The sequence below is a fragment of the Nocardia sp. NPDC006982 genome (genome assembly GCF_042869435.1).
Classification (GTDB): Bacteria; Actinomycetota; Actinomycetes; order Mycobacteriales; family Mycobacteriaceae; genus Nocardia.
This window is the reverse complement of record NZ_JBIAFV010000007.1, coordinates 119,207-136,075: the sequence shown is the minus strand read 5'-3', so window position 1 is coordinate 136,075 and position 16,869 is coordinate 119,207. Positions and strand designations below refer to the sequence as shown.

Here is a 16,869-nt window from a genome sequence, read left to right as displayed (position 1 = left end):
GGACATCATTGATTTCGGCTTCCAGCCGACAGTTTGCTGAGCCAATGCAGGAACACCGTTGCCCTACTGGTGGGTAACTTTAATCGGCGCAGCTAGCCTCGAGCAAGCGAACGACGGCCAAGGGCGATGTGTGAATGGTCACCAATGGGCGTCGCTAATATTGTGTGTTACAACAGTTTTCAGATAATGCCCGAACGCGAAACCTTAATCGGGACACCGCGTTTGCCCACCGGCTCAGCGCTTCCCGGCGCGGGCGGGTGGCGATTCCAGCGGGGGGCGGCCGTTCAGATAGGTCTCGAAAGCATCAAGATCGATGGGCCCGACAGTCTTGTCGGTGCTCTCGGTGAAGACCGTGAAACCGTCGCCGCCCGAAGCCAGGAAGCTGTTGGTGGTGATGCGGTAGGTGGCGACCGGATTGAGAGGTTGGCCGCCGATGCGCACGCTGTCGGCGACGACCTTGCTGCCCTTCGGGCTCGACTCGACATAGGTGTAGGTGAGCCCGGCGGGCGATAGCACGGTCGCCTTGCCGTTGCTCCATTGCTGTTCGAGCAGACGCAGGATCTGACTGCCCGTCATGGTGACGGTGACGACCTGATTGCCGAACGGCTGCACGCTGTAGATATCGCCGTAGCTGATCTGACCGGACTTCAGATCGGTGCGTACACCGCCCGGATTCATGAAGGCCGCGACCGCCGCCGCGGGTTCGGCCGCGGTGACCGAGAGCATCGAGTCGGCGATGACATCGCCGAGCGGCGATTCGCCGGAGCCCGCCGGTTCGTGCGGCAGCGACGCCGGCGCGACGCCGACCGGCCGCTCCGCGCGCGGTTTGGCCTGCTCGGCATAGAAGTCGATCAGCGAGGTGGTGGCCGCGTCCGGAGTGACCTCTCGGGTCACCACCCGGTTGACCGCCGATGCCTGCACACCGTCGGCGCCGAAGCGCAGAGTGACATCGGTGATCAGCCGACCGTAGGAGGCGGCCTGGGTGACCACCTTGCCGTCGATGGTGCAGACATACGGCTGATGCGAATGTCCGGTGAACAACACCCGCACCGCGGGATCGACACCGGTTGCCAATGCGGTGACCTCGGGGGAGATATTCGCACAACCGTTGTAGTCGACCGGCGCATTCTGAGCTGTCTTCTGCACACCACCGTCGTGCACCAGCGCGACCACCGTTTGCGCGCCGGCCGACTTCACCTCGGGGACATAGCGATTGATCGCCGCGACCTCGTCGCCGAAGGTGTAGCCCCGAATGCCTTCCGGCAGAACGATACTCGCCGTCTCGGGCGTCACCGTACCGATGACACCGATCTTGTGTCCGCCGACCTCGAGCATCGTCCACGGCCGCAGCGTGGGCGGCAGCTTACCGTCCGCACCGGTGACATTGGCGGCCAGAAAGGGAAACTTCGCTCCGGTGAACGGCGCGCCGGGCGAGCATCCGGCCAGCGCGCATCCGCCCTGCTGCAGTCGCGCCAATTCGACGACGCCGCTGTCGAATTCGTGATTGCCCACCGACGAGGCGGCCAGTCCGATGGAATTCAGAAAGGTGATGGTCGGCTCGTCGTGGAAGAGTCCGGAGACCAGCGGGCTCGCGCCGATATTGTCCCCTGCCGACACCACGGCACTGGCCGGATATGCCTTCTTCAACCGGGCAAGATGGGTCGCGAGGTAGGCGGCACCGCCCGCGTCGTGCCCGGCGATCTTGCCGGTCGAACCCGTCGGCGGTTGCAGATTGCCGTGGAAATCGTTGAGCCCGAACAGATGTATCTCGTCCGACTGCGCGCCGCGCAGATCGTCGGTCGAGATGAGCGGGATCACCCCCGGCGCCGTCGAGGTGGTCGGGTGACCGCTGTCGGATGCGGTACCGCACCCCGCCACCAGGACGATGCTCACGAGTCCCGCAATGATCATGCCGATGCGACGATGCGCTCTCATACTTCAGACTGTCCCACGCCCGGGTGCCATCGGCATGAATCTCGTGCGAACACACCGACGGCGGGATCGATGCTCGACCCCGCCGCGCGGATTTCCCGGTTACACCCGGCCCGCCGCGAAATCCGCGGCCGGCCAGAACGCCCAGCCGTAGTTCGTGTGCTGGCTCGGGTCCAAGCCGCCACCGCAGATCGGATCACCACCGGTGCAGTAATCGGCGGTCTTCCAGGCGTAGTTGCCGGGGACACCCCAACCGATCAGGCGGAGGGGATCACCGAACAGCAGAACCGCGGAGACCTTCCATTCGAGATCGCCGGGAAGCACGTAGATCCCGGGCAGCGCGGTCACGATGCCGGTGCCGACAACACCGTGCACGACGGCCGCGCCCTGCGAGTAGCCGACCAGGATGAACTGCTGATCCGGGCACATTTGCGACTGCCGAATGACGTGGTCGGTCATGTCCTGGGTACCGCGGCTGAGCGACGTGGGGTCGAGCAGGTCCGCGGGATAGTCCACCCGGTAAGCGCTGCTGCTCACCGGAAGTGCTTGGAGCAGTGTGTCATACAGCGGGTCGCCGACGACGGCGCCGAGCCACCCGGGTTCCCCGGTGCCTCTGGCGACGACCACATCGACCGCTGCACAGTCCGCCCGCGCCTGCGCGGCGATGCCGGTCACCACCCCCGCCGTCGCGACGAGCAACAGCACAGCGAATACCGGTGCCAGCCGCCACTTCTCGAAGATTCTTACCTTCCGGATTTCCATCGTGATCACCTCTCACGCCGTTGTGAGAAGCCGAGTGACGCTTGTCAGCGACAAGTGTCACCCGGCTATATCCGCGAAGGTAAGAACGATAGAGAGTTGCGTCAAGCAACTCAGCTGAAGCGAGACCGGTTCAGCGCTGAATCGTGTCCTGGAATCCGTTCCCGCGCACGATGATTCGGGCGCCTATGGGATGAGAACCGCTGCGCCAGTGAAACGTCCGTGTGCGAGATCCGCGAGGGCTCGATCTGCCGTACCGAGGGAATACCCCGTTGTGGTCACATATATACGGTGTTCGCCCGCCAGCGCGAGGAATTCGCGCGCGTCGGCACGAGTATTGGCAGTCACCGAGCGAATCTCGCGCTCCTGGAACAGATGCCGCTGATAGTTCAGCGCCGGGATGTCGCTGAGATGGATGCCCGCGATGGCAAGGATGCCCCCGCGATCGAGTGCTTCCATAGCGGGCAGCACCAACTCGCCGATCGGCGCAAACAAGATCGCCGAATCCAATTGCACCGGAGGCCGATCCGCCGCACCCTGTACCGAGGCCGCGCCGAGGTCGGCGGCCAACTCGCGCGCGGCCGGATCCCTGGTCATCACATGCACCTCGGCGCCGCGCGCCATCGCGACCTGTGCGGCGATATGCGCGCTTCCGCCGAAGCCATAGATACCGAGCCGTCCACCCCTCGGCAGATCGGCGCGCTGCAGCGCCCGATAGCCGATGATCCCGGCACACAGCAGCGGTGCGGTTTCCCTATCGCTGTATCCGTCGGGCAGCCGGTGGGCGTAAGCCGCTGGGACAGTGGCATATTCGGCATAGCCGCCGTCCGCATCCCAGCCCGTGTACTCCGAATTCGGGCAGAGATTCTCCGCGCCGCGCAGGCAATATCGGCAGCTGCCGCAGGTGTGGCGCAACCAGGCAATGCCGACGCGATCACCCACCGCGAATTCGGGAGCCGAAGAGCCCAGTGCCCCAGCGGATCCCGGTACCCGCGCCACCACCTCCCCCACCACCTCGTGCCCGGGCACCACACCGGGCCGACGCACCGGCAGATCACCCTCGGCGACATGCAGGTCGGTGCGACAGACCCCGCAGGCCAGTACCCGCACGAGGAGTTCACCGGCCGCGGGTTCGGGCACCGCTTCGCGAACGAAGTCGAGCGGTCCGCCATCGATCGGTCCCGGCCGTCGCACCCGCCAGCCGGTCACACCCGGGGTCGCCGCACTCGCATCCATACCGATCACTCCTCACCGACAGGGGAACGGTCTCTTCGGATTATCCCTGCCGACTGCGCTGGTTCACCCGTTCCGCCGAAGGCGAGTCGTCCTTCTGATACATTTCTGTATTGAATACATTGCTGTATCGAATGGACCGGATGCCCGAGGAGGTGCACATTGGCCTCGACCACCGATGCCGATACCCCGGTGCGCCGGGTGACCCGCCGGCGCACCGAAACACGTAAACGCCTGCTCACCGCCGCGTATCAGGTCTTCGCCGAGGAGGGCTTCGGCCGCGCCTCGGTGGAGCGCGTCTGCGAACGGGCCGGGTTCACCCGTGGCGCCTTCTACTCCAACTTCACCTCGCTCGACGAGTTGTTTCTTGCCATGTGGGAGCAGCGATCGGCCGCCATGATCGCCGGTATCCGCGCGACCCTCGACGGCTTCTCGGTCGACGGCGTCGCCGATATCCGCGCCGCGGTCGAACGCTTGGACCGCGCCGTGCCGATCGATGAGGACTGGTTCCGCATCACCGCCGAATTCACCTCGCACGCGCTGCGCACACCCGGCCTGCGGCAGGTGATGGCCGGACGCGAGGAGGCGATCGTCGCGGCACTGACGCCGACGATCGTCGCCGCACTGGGCCGCGTCGGCCGGACCGTGCCCGATCCCGTCGCGCTCGGACAGGCCCTGGTCGCGGTGCACGACGGCACCGCCGTTCAGGTGCTGATGGAACCCCGCAGCCGCAAAGTGCGCATGCGGCGCACCGATCTTTTCTGCCACCTCGTGCTGGCCTACAGCACCGAAACCGAAGGATGACCATGACCGACCCGAGTCCCGAATTCACGCAAGAGGCAGATGTCATCGTCGTCGGTGCGGGCCTGGCCGGGCTCGTGGCGACCCACGAACTGGTCAAGGCCGGCCGCAAGGTGCATGTGCTGGACCAGGAGAATCGCAACAACCTCGGCGGCCAGGCCTTCTGGTCGCTCGGCGGACTCTTCTTCGTGGACAGTCCGGAGCAGCGCCGCCTCGGCATCAAGGACTCCTACGAACTGGCACTGCAGGATTGGTTCGGTTCGGCGGGTTTCGACCGCGAGGACCAGGACTACTGGGCCCGCCAATGGGCGCGGGCCTATGTGCGCTTCGCGACCACCGAGAAGCGGGACTATCTGCACGAATTGGGTTTACGGGTGACGCCGCTGGTCGGTTGGGCCGAGCGCGGTGGCGCCTTCGCCGATGGGCACGGCAATTCGGTGCCGCGCTTCCACCTCACCTGGGGTACCGGCCCCGAGGTGGTGCGGGTATTCCAGGAGCCGGTGCTCGAAGGTGAGCGCCGCGGACTGGTCGGCTTCAGTTTCCGGCATCAGGTCGACGAGTTGATCGTCGAGGACGGTGCGGTGGTCGGCGTGCGCGGCAGTGTGCTCGAGCAGACCGATCTGGAACGCGGTCGGGCTTCGTCACGAAATGTGGTCGGCGACTTCGAATTCCGTGCCAAGGCGGTGATCGTGACCTCCGGCGGTATCGGCCACAATCACGAGCTGATCCGCCGCAACTGGCCCACCGAACGGCTCGGTCCGGCGCCGGAGACCATGATCTCCGGTGTGCCCGCACATGTGGACGGGCGGATGCTCGGCATCTCCGAGACCGCGGGCGGCGCCATCGTCAATCGCGATCGCATGTGGCACTACACCGAGGGCATCAACAACTGGAATCCGATCTGGCCCGATCACGCCATCCGGATCATCCCCGGTCCGTCCTCGCTGTGGTTCGACGCCAATGGAAAGCGTTTGCCCGCACCGTGTTTCCCGGGCTTCGACACCAATTCGACCATGAAGGAGATCCTGGCCACCGGCTACGACTACTCATGGTTCGTGCTCACCCAGTCGATCATCGAGAAGGAGTTCGCGCTATCGGGCTCGGAGCAGAATCCGGATATCACCGGTAAGGATCTCAAGCTCACCCTCAAGAGCCGGGTGGCCAAGGGTGCGCCCGGTCCGGTCGAGGCGTTCAAACAGCACGGGGTCGACTTCGTGGTCGCGAACACCTTGCGCGAGTTGGTCGACGGTATGAACAAGATCGCGCGCGGCCCGCAGTTGGACTTCGACGAGTTGGAACAGCAGATCGTCGCCCGCGATCGTGATGTCGCCAATAAGTACTCCAAGGACGCGCAGCTGATGGCGATCAACAATGCGCGCCAGTACTTCGGCGATAAGGCGGGCCGCGTGGCCAAACCGCATCGCATCCTCGATCCGGCCAGCGGGCCGCTGATCGCGGTGCGGCTCAATATCTTGACCCGCAAGACCCTCGGCGGACTGCAGACCAATCTGGATTCGCAGGTGATGCGGCCGGACGGCACATCGCTGCCGGGACTGTATGCCGCGGGCGAGGTCGCCGGATTCGGCGGCGGCGGTGTGCACGGCTACAACGCGCTGGAGGGCACCTTCCTCGGTGGCTGCATTTTCTCCGGCCGTGCCGCCGGACGAGCCCTCGCAACCAAACTGAGCTAGTGCTCGCTTGCTGCGGTATCCGCCTCCGGCAGCTCGCCGAGCGTAGTGATATGGCGGTCGAATTCGGCGTGGGCGACCACCATTCGACTACGTTCGACGGAACCCAGGGCCCGAGCAGAAGCTATCTGGGCACACTGCTAGGTCGCACAGCCCGTCGCGGCGACACTGGACGGCGGCTTCGTGGCCGCGAGCTCCGGTGTCGGCGCGGGTGGCGGTTCCGGGACAGGCTCGGTGTAGAGGCTCATGCCGGTGTACCGCTGGCCCTGTTCCAGGGAAATTCCGGTGATTTCTGCCTGGTGACCGTGGACATCGGTCACCTGCGCCGAGAACGGTCCCGACCCGGCGCCGCTGATCGTCCAGTAGTTGTCCATGCCGCGATTGAGCTCCTGCCACGGCCCGCTCATTGCGGACCGTAATGCCACCCGCTGGATGGGATTTCCCGATCCGGTGACCAGCATTGCCAGCCAGGAGGCCGAGGAGTCCGGCTTCAGCTCGTAGATCAGCTCGGGCGCGGGAAGCGGATCGCGGACCAGCGAATAGCGGATCTGCGCGACACCGTCGGATCGATCCGCGATCTGTTCGAAGGCCGCGGTGCTCAAATCCAATTGTCCCGGAGCACATCCCGGGCAGCGGTCGGCAATGAGCACTCGGACCTCGCCGCGCGGGCCGTGCACATCGAGATACGCACCGCACAGATCGGCGTGCCCGTACTCCCGGGTGGAGACGCCCACATAGAAGCCGCTCGTCGGCAGTCCGGTGAACGAACACGCGATTCCGGGGCCGAACGCGTAGTACCGTGCCTCGCCCGGGCGTGTGGACGGCGGCGCGTCCACCGTATGCCAGTTGGCGACTCCGGTGCTACTGCCCGCCACCATGATTCGCGAGGTATCGGTCCCGGTGTCCGGCACCGAATGTGTCGCCTCGCACGACGAGCGCGGCTCGGTTCCGGCGGCCCAGATCGTGACCGCGACCGCGGTCAGTAGTACGCCGGCGGACCACCACAACCACCGGGAGCGGAAATGCTGCTGTTGGATCGGTATTCGGTGCACCGCTGTCCCCGACTTCCGGCTCACCCAACTCGCGGACTCTCCATCCTGACTCCATCAGGAAAGCAGGCCGACCCCCATCGCATGACTCGAACGAAAAATCTCCGTAGTGAAACATGCACATGTCGGCAATCTCACGGCAAATAGCCAGCATTCGGCGACGAAGATCGGAAAAGATTCGTTACTACGAGGTCGCCCTTGCCGGTTCGACGTCCACACCCGAGAGTTGATGGTCCATCCGATCGCGCTTGGCGCGCAGGTAGCGGATGTTGTGTTCGGTCGGCGTCGCCTGCAGCGGCAGCCGCCGCACGACCGTGACCCCGCACTGTTCCAGGCCTGCCTGTTTGGCCGGGTTGTTGCTGAGCAGTCGAACCGACCGAATGCCGAGATCGGCGAGCACCTGCGCACCTGCCGCATACCCGCGGGCATCGACCGGCAACCCGAGCGCGAGATTCGCTTCGACGGTGTCGGCGCCGCGATCCTGTAATTCGTACGCCCGCAGTTTGTTCAACAATCCGATGCCCCGCCCCTCCTGTCCACGCAGGTAGACCACCACGCCACTGCCCTCCTCGGCGACCGCACGCAGCGCGGCGTCGAGTTGGTCGCCGCAATCGCAGCGCAGTGAGCCGAGAGCGTCACCGGTAAGGCATTCCGAATGCAGCCGCGCCAATACGGATTCGCCACATGGTTCGCCGAAAACCAGTGCGAAGGTTTCGGTTCCGGAGAGCTCGTCGCAGTAGCCGATGAGGCGGAATTCGCCGTACCGAGTCGGCAAGCGGGTCGCCACGACCCTGGTCAGGGTGGGTTCGGCCCGGCGGCGGTAGGCGATCAGATCGGCGATCGAAATGATCGGCAGTGCATGGGTTTCGGCGAAGTCGAGCAGTTGCGGCAGACGGGCCATCGAGCCGTCGTCGTTCACGACTTCGGCGATCACACCTGCGGGTCGCAGTCCGGCCAGGCGGGTCAGGTCGACGGCGGCCTCGGTGTGGCCGGCGCGGCCGAGCACACCGCTGGGATGCGCGCGCAGCGGGAAGACGTGGCCGGGTCTGGTCAGCTCGTCCGGCGTGGTGCGCGGATCCGCCAGGGTGCGCACGGTGCGGGCGCGGTCGGCGGCCGAAATCCCGGTCGTCACACCGGAAGCCGCATCCACCGACACCGTGTACGCGGTCCCCTTGGGATCCTCGTTGATCTGTGTCATCGGTGGCAGCTGGAGCCGATCCAGATCCGCGCCGGGCAGCGGTGCGCACAGCACGCCACTGGTGTGGCGGACCATGAAGGCGACGGCTTCGGGCGTCGCCAGTGCGGCGGCGAGGACCAGATCGCCCTCGTTCTCCCGATCTTCGTCGTCGACGACCACGACCATGCCGCCCGCAGCCAGGGTGGCGAGCGCCGTTTCGATCGTGTCCAGCGAACGCTGCTGTGCGAATTCGGTGCGCATATGACTAGTAGAAGTATTTCTATTAGTCATATCAAGCGCCATCCCACTCAGTGAGCGGGATCAGGAAGCGCGGCGCCCCTTGCCCTTCGCGGACTTCTTCGGAGCGGTCTTTGTCGCGAGTTTATCCACGTCGGCGAGCAGCGCCTCGGCGAAATCCCGCTCGGCCTCGTAATGCCGTATGCACCAGCGCAATACCGCGCCGGGATAGGCCCAATCCGGATTCTCGTCGGCGCCCTCGGCATCGACCTCGGCGAGTTTGCGCATTCGCTCCGCGTATCCGATGTGCTCGGAGAGAATTTCGCGCAACCGGTCCGGTTCGGCGAGATGCCCCAGCCAGGCGCGCAACATGACGCTGTGCTTGAGCACCGGCGCCTCCACCGGTGCGTGGTTCACCCACTGCGCCGCCGCCGCGCGACCGCTCTCGGTAATGGCGTACATGCGCTTACCTCGCACGCCATCGTCCTGCAGCACCGTGCGCGAGGTGGCGTAACCGTGTTTCTCGAGGCGTTTGAGCTCGGCGTAGATCTGACTGAACGACGGGCTCCAATAGAAGAATTGCAGGCTCCAGTCGGCCCATTTCTTCAGGTCGTAGCCGGAGAGTTCGTCGGCGTGCGAGAGCATGCCGAGCACGGCCCAACTCGTCGTCGGCAGGTCGGGAACTTCGGCGCTCGCCGGAGACTTCGCTTCGGTCACGCTAGGACTATACCGCTTAGGCATATTTCGGGTGCAAAGTCCCGCTGAGTGGGACACGCCCCGGTGATCGGGGCGCGAGCGCCGGGAGTAGTCTCGCCGCATGTCGCGTACGCGCATTATTCGGATCGGCACCCGATCCAGCCCGATGGCCCTGGCTCAGGCCGAGCAGGTCGCCGGATTGCTGGCCGGGCTCGGGGTCGAGAGCGAGCTGGTCAAGGTAACCACGGCGGGCGATCGATGGATGGGCGATCTGTCCAAGCTCGGCGGTAAGGGCGCCTTCGTCAAGGAGATCGATCGAGCCCTGCTCGATGACGAGGCAGATCTGGCGGTGCACTGCCTCAAGGACATTCCCGGTGATATTCCGGTGCCGGAAGGGCTCGCCTTCGCCGGTTATCTGCCGCGCGAGGACGTGCACGATGCGGTGATCACCCGAACCGGCGCGCCGCTGGCCGAACTCCCCGAGGGCACGGTCGTCGGCACCAGTTCCGTGCGCCGGACCGCACAGCTGCGGCTGCACTATCCGCATCTTGCGGTGAAACCATTGCGCGGCAACGTCAATACCCGATTGGCACGCCTTGAAGAGGGCCATATCGACGTGCTGATCGCGGCCGTATCCGGGCTGCACCGCGTCGACCAGGCACACCGGATCACCGAAACCCTCGACCTGGACACCATGTGCCCGCCGATCGGGGCCGGCGTCATCGCACTGCAGTGCCGCGACGACGACACCCAACTCCTCGATCTCGGTGCGCGCCTGGACGATCCGGCCACCCACCGCCACGCGGATGCCGAGCGCGCGATGCTGCACGCACTGCAGGGCCACTGCAACTCCCCGATCGCGGGACACGCGACGACCGACCCCACTGGACGACTCACCTTGCACGGCAAGGTCTTCAACCTCGACGGCAGCCAGTGGCTCGACGCCAAACACTGGGGCGTCCCGGAGGACCCGAGCGCCCTCGGCTTCTTCGTCGGCGCGGACCTGCTGCGCCAGGGCGCACGCGCGATCATCGACTCGATCCCGCACTGATCTGGTTCGGGGCGTTCAGTCGGTGAAGCCGTCCATCATGGACAGCACGCGGAGCATGACTTCGTCGGCGCCGCCGCCGATGCTGAGCAGGCGGCTGTCGCGGTAGGCGCGCGAGGTCCAGGTTTCTTCCATGTACCCCATGCCGCCGTGCACCTGTAGGCACCAGTCGGCGACCTGTCGGCCGAGGCGGGCGGCCTCCAGTTTGGAGATCGTGGCCATTCGGGTCACATCGGTGCCTGCCATATAGGACTGGGCGGTGGACTCGGTGTAGACGCGGAGCATGTCGACGCGGGCGGCGAGTTCGGCGTAGGTGTATTGCAGGTATTGGTTCGCGGTGAGCGGGTGGCCGAACAGCTTTCGGTCCCGGGCGTAGTCGCGGGTGGCCTCGAGTTCGATCGCGCAGGTGATGGGGACGCTGTAGGAGGCGAACATGCGCTCCATCACGAACTGCGACATCTGCTGTTGGAAGCCGCGGCCGATTTCGCCGATGGTGTTGCGCACCGGAACTCGGACATTGTCGAAGGTGAGCAGGCCGGTGTCGGAGGCACGCATACCGAGCTTGTCGAGCTTGCGGTCGACCCGGAAGCCCGCAGTGCCGGTGGGGACGATTATCTGGCTCATGCCGCGGTAGCCGCCCTCGTCGGAGGTGCGCACCAGGGTGCACAGCCAGTCGGCCTGAACAGCATTGGTGATGAACATCTTCGAGCCGTTGATCACCCAGTCGTCACCGTCGCGCCGGGCGTGCGTGCGAATCCCCGCCACATCCGAACCCGCCTCCGGTTCGGTAACCGCTACACCACAGACCATTTCGCCGCGCATGGCGGGCGCGAGAAACTCCTGTTTGAGTTCTTCGCTGCCGTGCGCGTGCAGCGACGGCGTCGCCATCGCGACCTGCACCCCGAGCGCCATCGGGAACGAGCCGTGGGCGACCCGCCCGAGTTCCTGGCACAGCACCACCGTGAACAGATGGTCCGCGCCCTGGCCGCCGTAGGCCGGATCGTATTCCAGCCCCAGCATCCCGAGCTTCGCCATATCGGCGAAGACCTCGTGCAGCGGCATCCACTCCGCCCGTTCCCACTCGTCGACCCGCGGATTGATCTTCTGCTCGACATACCGTCGAACCAGCGCCCGGAACTCCTGATGCTCATCGCTGTAGATCACGTCGCCCTCCTCAATGAGGTCTCACTCCCGACGCTAGCCGAGCGTCACATCGCACGCAGGCGGTCCCGCTCACAATTCGACGCAACCATGGCCGAGACGTCTCGCCGCGACCACAACACCACGCAACAGACCTGAATCACCGCCAGCGAGCGTGGCGCGGAAACAGCCCCCGCCCCGCCTCGTGCGCAACCTCGACCAGCACCCGCGCCAATCGCGCGGTATCCAACGCCGTTCGATCCCCACCGATTTGACCGGACAGCGAGAGTGCACCGATGGCGGCTCCGCGCCCGCGAATCGGCACCGCGACGCAGGAGATCCCGGTCACCGACTCCTCGTTGTCCACGGCAATTCCCTGCCGATGCCGGATCCGGGTCAACTCGCGGTGCAGTTCCGCCCGGTCGCAAATGGTCCGCGGCGTCAATTGCGGCAACCGGTCCCGGAAGGAGGTCTCGATAATGCTCGGCTCCAGCGAGGCCAGTATCGCCTTGCCGAGGGCGGTGCTGTGCGCGGGCATCCGGCCGCCGAGGCGGGTCGGGATGCTCGCGGTGTAGCGGCCACCGGCCTTGTCCAGGTACAGCACCTCGCGTCCGTCGAGCACACCGAGGTGGCCCACCATGCCGGTCCGCTGACACAGCTCGTGCAGCAGCGGGCTCACCACATCGCGAATCTCATTGTGGTCGGCGGCGAGTCCGCCGAGTTCCAGCGGACGCAAGCCGAGGCGGTAGCCGCCGGGCGCGTGCGCCAACCAGCGCAGCCGGATCATCTGGTCCAGGATGCGGTGCACTGTGGACCGCGGCAGGCCGGTTCGCTCGGCCAATCCGAGCAGCGTCAGAGTCGGTGTCGAACCGTCGAAAGCGTCTAGGATCAGCGTCATTCGCTCGATCATGGAAACCGGCGGCTGCGCGGGCCGGGTGGTCGGACGACCCGGACCCGATAACAGCTCGTCGGATCCCGGACCGGTCAGCACCTCGACCGTCATGGCGCACCTCCATTGTGTAGCTCATACAGCTTAGAAGTATTTCGATTAGGCATGTCCGTTTTCGGCATACCTGCTTGTGTCCCCAATCACAGTGCCGTCACGCGGACGACGTCGAATCCCGAAAACTACGGAGATCGCTACGGATCTTCTCGGTAGCCGGAACCGACCATTGACAGCCCACCGCGCGCGCCGCTTACCTTAATGGCGAAACGGAATATTTCTAATCGAAACTAGGAGCGCTATGGCCGTCGTGCTCGACTTCAAGGCCGTCCTCAGCCGGTTCGCCACCGGAGTCACCGCGATCACCGCCCTGGACGGCGCGCAACCCGTCGGGTTCGCCTGCCAGTCCTTCTCCGCACTGTCGCTGGATCCGCCTGCCGTGGCACTGTTCCCGGCCCGGACCTCCACCACTTGGCCGCGGATCCGCGCGGCCGGCAAGTTCTGCGTGAACGTGCTCGCCGCCGATCAGGAGCAGGTGTGCAGACAGCTCGGCCGCAGTGGACCCGACAAGTTCGACGGACTCGACTGGACCCGCTCCCCCAACGGTTCGCCGCTGCTCGACGGATCCATCGCATGGATCGATTGCGAGCTCGGCGCAGAGCTGGACGGTGGCGATCACACCATCGTCATCGGCCATGTCACCGCACTGGGCGCGGGCCGCGAGGCCGATCCGCTGCTGTTCTACCGCTCCGGATTCGAGCGCCTTACCACTGCCTGAGCCGTCTCCCGGCCAGTGAGACCACTCCTTTGCGCGTCCATCGGCGCGCCGAACCATCGAAACGACAGCCCGACGAACGTGGAGGAACCATGACCGACGATCAGGTGCGCGTGATCGACACCGGCACCCCGCCCACCCGATATGCCAGGGGTTGGCACTGCGTCGGCCTCGCCGACAACTTCCGCGACGGCAAACCGCACACCATCGAAATCTTCGGCACCGAACTGGTGGTTTTCGCGAGCGCGGACGGCACCCTCAATGTGCTCGACGCCTATTGCCGACATATGGGCGGCAACCTCGGCGATGGCATTATCAAGGGCGACACCATCGCCTGCCCGTTCCACGATTGGCGCTGGCGGGGCAATGGCCGTTGTGCCGCAATCCCTTACGCGCGCCGCGTACCACCGCTGGCCCGGACCAAATCGTGGATCACCTTGGAGCAGAACCGGCAGCTGTTCGTCTGGAACGATCCCGAAGGCAATCCGCCGCCCGCGGATATCACGATCCCCCGCATCGAAGGCGCGTTCAGTGACGAGTGGAGCGACTGGACCTGGAACCAGATCACCATCGAGGGCGCGAACTGCCGCGAGGTCATCGACAATGTGGTGGATATGGCGCATTTCTTCTACGTGCACTTCGCCTTTCCGACCTACTTCAAGAATGTTTTCGAGGGCCACATCGCCAGTCAGTACATGACCTCGATCGGACGCGCGGATATGCAGGGCGAGTTGGCCAAGGAAGCGGGCGCGGAGAACACGCTGCATTCGGAGGCGCACTATTACGGACCCTCCTACATGATCGATTACCTCGTCAACGAATCCAGCGGGCAGAGGGTCGAATCCGTCCTCATCAACTGCCACTACCCGGTTTCGCCCACCAAGTTCGTGCTGCAGTACGGCGCGATCGTCAAGAAACTCCCTGGTTTGTCGCCGGAAGATGCCGATGCGATGGCGGTCCGTTTCGCCAATGGACTCGGGCGCGGGTTCGAGCAGGATGTGGCGATCTGGGAACGCAAGACCCGCATCGACAATCCGCTGCTGTGCGAGGAGGACGGGCCGGTCTACCAGCTGCGGCGCTGGTACGAGCAGTTCTACACCGATATCGCCGAGGTGGAGTCGAAGATGACCGACCGCTTCGAATTCGAGGTCGACACCACCCGTGCCGTCACGGCGTGGGAGGCCGAGGTCGCCGAGAATCTGGCCGCGCAACGCGCGGACGCCTGAACGGATCGGTAATGGATTGCATCACCTGCCATGCCTGCCGGAATCAGGTGTCGGTGGTCAAATTCAGCCCCGCGCACACCAGCGTGCAGTGGAGTTCCGTCGCTCGCGCGCACTGTGCCGAGTTCGCTCGTAACGACGGCGGTCCCGTGCGCGGGTGTGCGGCAATGCGCGACAGCATCGAAAAAGCTGTCAGCGCAGGCGAAGTCGGGCTGAGTACCCGCGATGGGGATCTGCTGTGAGTGCGGCGGTAACGCTTCGAGTTGTTCGAGTAACTGCTGAAACCCAGGATGCGGTCTCGCTGGAACTGGTCGCCGAACCGGAGCATCAACTCTCCTACCGGCCCGGCCAGTTTCTGACACTGCGGATACCCAGCGAACGAACCGGTTCGGTGGCGCGCTCGTACTCGCTGTCCAGTGCGCCGCACGAGGGCCGAGTCGCGGTCACCGTGAAGCGGACAGCGGGCGGATACGCTTCGAACTGGCTGTGCGACAACGCTGTTCCCGGCATGACAATCGACAGCTTGCCGCCCGCGGGGCTCTTCACGCCCGCTTCACTCGACGCCGATCTGCTCCTATTGGCGGCGGGCAGTGGGATAACGCCGATGCTGTCCATCCTGAAATCGGTACTGGCGCAGGGCACTGGACGGTGCACACTGATCTACGCAAATCGCGACGAGGAATCGGTGATCTTCGCCGATGAACTGAGGTCATTGACCGCCGAGCACCCGAACCGGCTCGTTGTGCTGCATTGGCTGGAGGCTGTTCAGGGCTTACCGTCAGTGCCCACACTGACCACCTTGATCACACCATGGACCAGCCGCGAGCTATTCGTCTGTGGCCCAGCACCTTTCATGGATGCTGTCGTCACAGCCGCCGACAACCTGGGCATGGACCGGGTGCACGTCGAGAAATTCGTCTCGATCTCCGGCGATCCCTTCGCCGAAACCGAGGTCGAATACACCGAGGACGCTGCCATCGTCGAGGTCGAACTCGACGGCACCACAAACGAATTCGCCTGGCCGCGCAATACCGTACTTCTCGACGTGCTGCTCGCGCGCGGTATGGCGGCTCCGTATTCCTGCCGCGAAGGCGCCTGCAGCGCCTGTGTCTGTCGTGTCGTCGACGGCGAAGTGAAGTTGCTGCGTAACGAAGTTCTGGAACGTGCAGACCTGGCCGACGGCTATGTACTTGCCTGCCAGGCGGTTCCGGTTGCCGATGCGGTCCGGGTCACCTATGAATGAGGAGAATATGGCAATCATCAGCTCGCTCGGCTATGTGCGGGTCACGGTCAGCGATCCGGATGCCTGGCGCACCTTCGCCTTCGATGTGATCGGTTTCGCCGAGGGGATTGGGCCGGATCCGGACGCCATCTATCTGCGCATGGATGAGCACGTCGCACGATTGGTCCTGGTGCCAGGCGAAACCGATAGGGTGCTCGCCATCGGCTGGGAGGTTCGCGACCATCGCGCACTCGCCGCGGCACGCGAAGCCGTGGAGAAGGCCGGAATCGAAGTCACCGCGCTCACCGTGGCCGAGGCGGATGCCCGCAGTGTGGAAGAGGCGATCACCTTCCGTGATCCCGCGGGCACCACCGTCGAAATCTTCCACGGACCAGTCCTGGACCACAGTCCGGTCGTCGGCAAGTATGGAAACCGTTTCGTCACTGCGGGACTCGGCCTCGGCCACGCGGTGCTGCCGGTGCCCGATCTCGACGGCGCCTTCCACTTCTATACCGACGTCCTCGGGTTCCTGCCGCGTGGTGCGTTCCGGCTGCCCACACCGCCCGAATACGGTCCGGTGCGCATCCGCTTCCTCGGTGTGAATCAGCGCCACCACAGCTTGGCGTTGATCCCCTCCGGCGGTCAGGAGGGCTCGGGGCTGGTGCACGTCATGGTCGAGGTCGACAGTCTCGACGATGTCGGCCGTGCGCTCGACCGGGTGAACAAGGCCGGATATCACCTGTCCTCGACGTTGGGCCGCCATACCAACGACAAAATGATCTCCTTCTATGTCCGCACTCCCGGCGGCTGGGATCTCGAATTCGGCACCGAGGGCATGCTGGTGGATGAGAACACCTACACCGCGGAGGAAATGACCGCCGACAGCTATTGGGGTCATGACTGGGATCGGGGCTGACAAGATCACCGGCGGAGACCGACGGCCTGA

At 65.0% G+C, this 16,869-nt stretch carries 16 protein-coding genes; 8 read left to right on the top strand and 8 right to left on the bottom strand.

What is annotated here, in order from left to right:
- Positions 1-234 precede the first annotated feature (234 nt).
- The 3 genes from ACFYOW_RS27655 to ACFYOW_RS27645 all read right to left on the bottom strand — a co-directional run bounded on the left by ACFYOW_RS27655 (position 235) and on the right by ACFYOW_RS27645 (position 3,927).
- Positions 235-1,935, bottom strand: a complete 1,701-nt coding sequence (locus ACFYOW_RS27655) for a bifunctional metallophosphatase/5'-nucleotidase (RefSeq protein WP_387292673.1) — start codon at positions 1,933-1,935, stop codon at positions 235-237.
- 99 nt (positions 1,936-2,034) lie between these two features.
- Positions 2,035-2,694, bottom strand: a complete 660-nt coding sequence (locus ACFYOW_RS27650; RefSeq protein WP_387292671.1) for a cutinase family protein — start codon at positions 2,692-2,694, stop codon at positions 2,035-2,037.
- Positions 2,695-2,877: 183 nt separating this feature from the next.
- Positions 2,878-3,927 (bottom strand): zinc-binding alcohol dehydrogenase family protein, encoded by a 1,050-nt coding sequence (locus ACFYOW_RS27645; RefSeq protein ID WP_387292669.1) that lies wholly within the window; start codon positions 3,925-3,927, stop codon positions 2,878-2,880.
- Positions 3,928-4,086: 159 nt separating this feature from the next.
- On the opposite strand from ACFYOW_RS27645, the gene ACFYOW_RS27640 reads away from it, so the two are divergent.
- Together ACFYOW_RS27640 and ACFYOW_RS27635 are read left to right on the top strand one after the other, a co-directional pair.
- Positions 4,087-4,728 (top strand): TetR/AcrR family transcriptional regulator, encoded by a 642-nt coding sequence (locus ACFYOW_RS27640; protein WP_387292667.1) that lies wholly within the window; start codon positions 4,087-4,089, stop codon positions 4,726-4,728.
- On the top strand, positions 4,725-6,416 hold the full coding sequence (locus tag ACFYOW_RS27635; protein WP_387292665.1) for an FAD-binding dehydrogenase: 1,692 nt from the start codon (positions 4,725-4,727) through the stop codon (positions 6,414-6,416). Before ACFYOW_RS27640 ends, ACFYOW_RS27635 begins: the two co-directional genes overlap by 4 nt.
- A 137-nt stretch (positions 6,417-6,553) precedes the next feature.
- Here ACFYOW_RS27635 and ACFYOW_RS27630 read toward each other — a convergent pair whose 3' ends face one another.
- From ACFYOW_RS27630 to ACFYOW_RS27620, 3 genes are all read right to left on the bottom strand, one after another.
- Complete coding sequence (locus ACFYOW_RS27630; RefSeq protein WP_387292663.1) at positions 6,554-7,489, bottom strand: expansin EXLX1 family cellulose-binding protein; 936 nt, start codon at positions 7,487-7,489, stop codon at positions 6,554-6,556.
- Between the two features lie 157 nt (positions 7,490-7,646).
- Positions 7,647-8,900: a bifunctional 3,4-dihydroxy-2-butanone-4-phosphate synthase/GTP cyclohydrolase II gene (locus tag ACFYOW_RS27625; protein WP_387292661.1), complete on the bottom strand. Its 1,254-nt coding sequence runs from the start codon at positions 8,898-8,900 to the stop codon at positions 7,647-7,649.
- Positions 8,901-8,960: 60 nt separating this feature from the next.
- Positions 8,961-9,593 (bottom strand): PadR family transcriptional regulator, encoded by a 633-nt coding sequence (locus ACFYOW_RS27620; protein WP_364472449.1) that lies wholly within the window; start codon positions 9,591-9,593, stop codon positions 8,961-8,963.
- A gap of 100 nt (positions 9,594-9,693) precedes the next feature.
- On the opposite strand from ACFYOW_RS27620, the gene hemC reads away from it, so the two are divergent.
- Positions 9,694-10,623, top strand: a complete 930-nt coding sequence (hemC, locus tag ACFYOW_RS27615) for a hydroxymethylbilane synthase (protein ID WP_387292659.1) — start codon at positions 9,694-9,696, stop codon at positions 10,621-10,623.
- 15 nt (positions 10,624-10,638) lie between these two features.
- Here the strand turns inward: hemC and ACFYOW_RS27610 are convergent, their stop codons facing one another.
- Together ACFYOW_RS27610 and ACFYOW_RS27605 are read right to left on the bottom strand one after the other, a co-directional pair.
- Positions 10,639-11,784: an acyl-CoA dehydrogenase family protein gene (locus tag ACFYOW_RS27610; RefSeq protein WP_387292657.1), complete on the bottom strand. Its 1,146-nt coding sequence runs from the start codon at positions 11,782-11,784 to the stop codon at positions 10,639-10,641.
- A gap of 136 nt (positions 11,785-11,920) precedes the next feature.
- Positions 11,921-12,763, bottom strand: a complete 843-nt coding sequence (locus ACFYOW_RS27605; protein WP_387292655.1) for an IclR family transcriptional regulator — start codon at positions 12,761-12,763, stop codon at positions 11,921-11,923.
- A gap of 241 nt (positions 12,764-13,004) precedes the next feature.
- Here ACFYOW_RS27605 and ACFYOW_RS27600 point away from each other — a divergent pair, with 241 nt between their 5' ends.
- From ACFYOW_RS27600 to ACFYOW_RS27580, 5 genes are all read left to right on the top strand, one after another.
- Positions 13,005-13,481 carry a flavin reductase family protein gene (locus tag ACFYOW_RS27600; protein ID WP_387292653.1) on the top strand — a complete coding sequence of 159 codons (477 nt, stop codon included), beginning with the start codon at positions 13,005-13,007 and terminating at the stop codon, positions 13,479-13,481.
- A gap of 89 nt (positions 13,482-13,570) precedes the next feature.
- Positions 13,571-14,704, top strand: a complete 1,134-nt coding sequence (locus tag ACFYOW_RS27595; RefSeq protein ID WP_387292651.1) for a Rieske 2Fe-2S domain-containing protein — start codon at positions 13,571-13,573, stop codon at positions 14,702-14,704.
- 11 nt (positions 14,705-14,715) lie between these two features.
- Entirely contained in the window at positions 14,716-14,943 is a 228-nt protein-coding gene (locus ACFYOW_RS27590; protein ID WP_387292649.1) for a hypothetical protein, read from the top strand.
- Complete coding sequence (locus ACFYOW_RS27585; protein WP_387292647.1) at positions 14,940-15,944, top strand: 2Fe-2S iron-sulfur cluster-binding protein; 1,005 nt, start codon at positions 14,940-14,942, stop codon at positions 15,942-15,944. Before ACFYOW_RS27590 ends, ACFYOW_RS27585 begins: the two co-directional genes overlap by 4 nt.
- 7 nt (positions 15,945-15,951) lie before the next feature.
- Entirely contained in the window at positions 15,952-16,839 is an 888-nt protein-coding gene (locus ACFYOW_RS27580; protein ID WP_387292645.1) for a VOC family protein, read from the top strand.
- Positions 16,840-16,869: the final 30 nt, after the last annotated feature.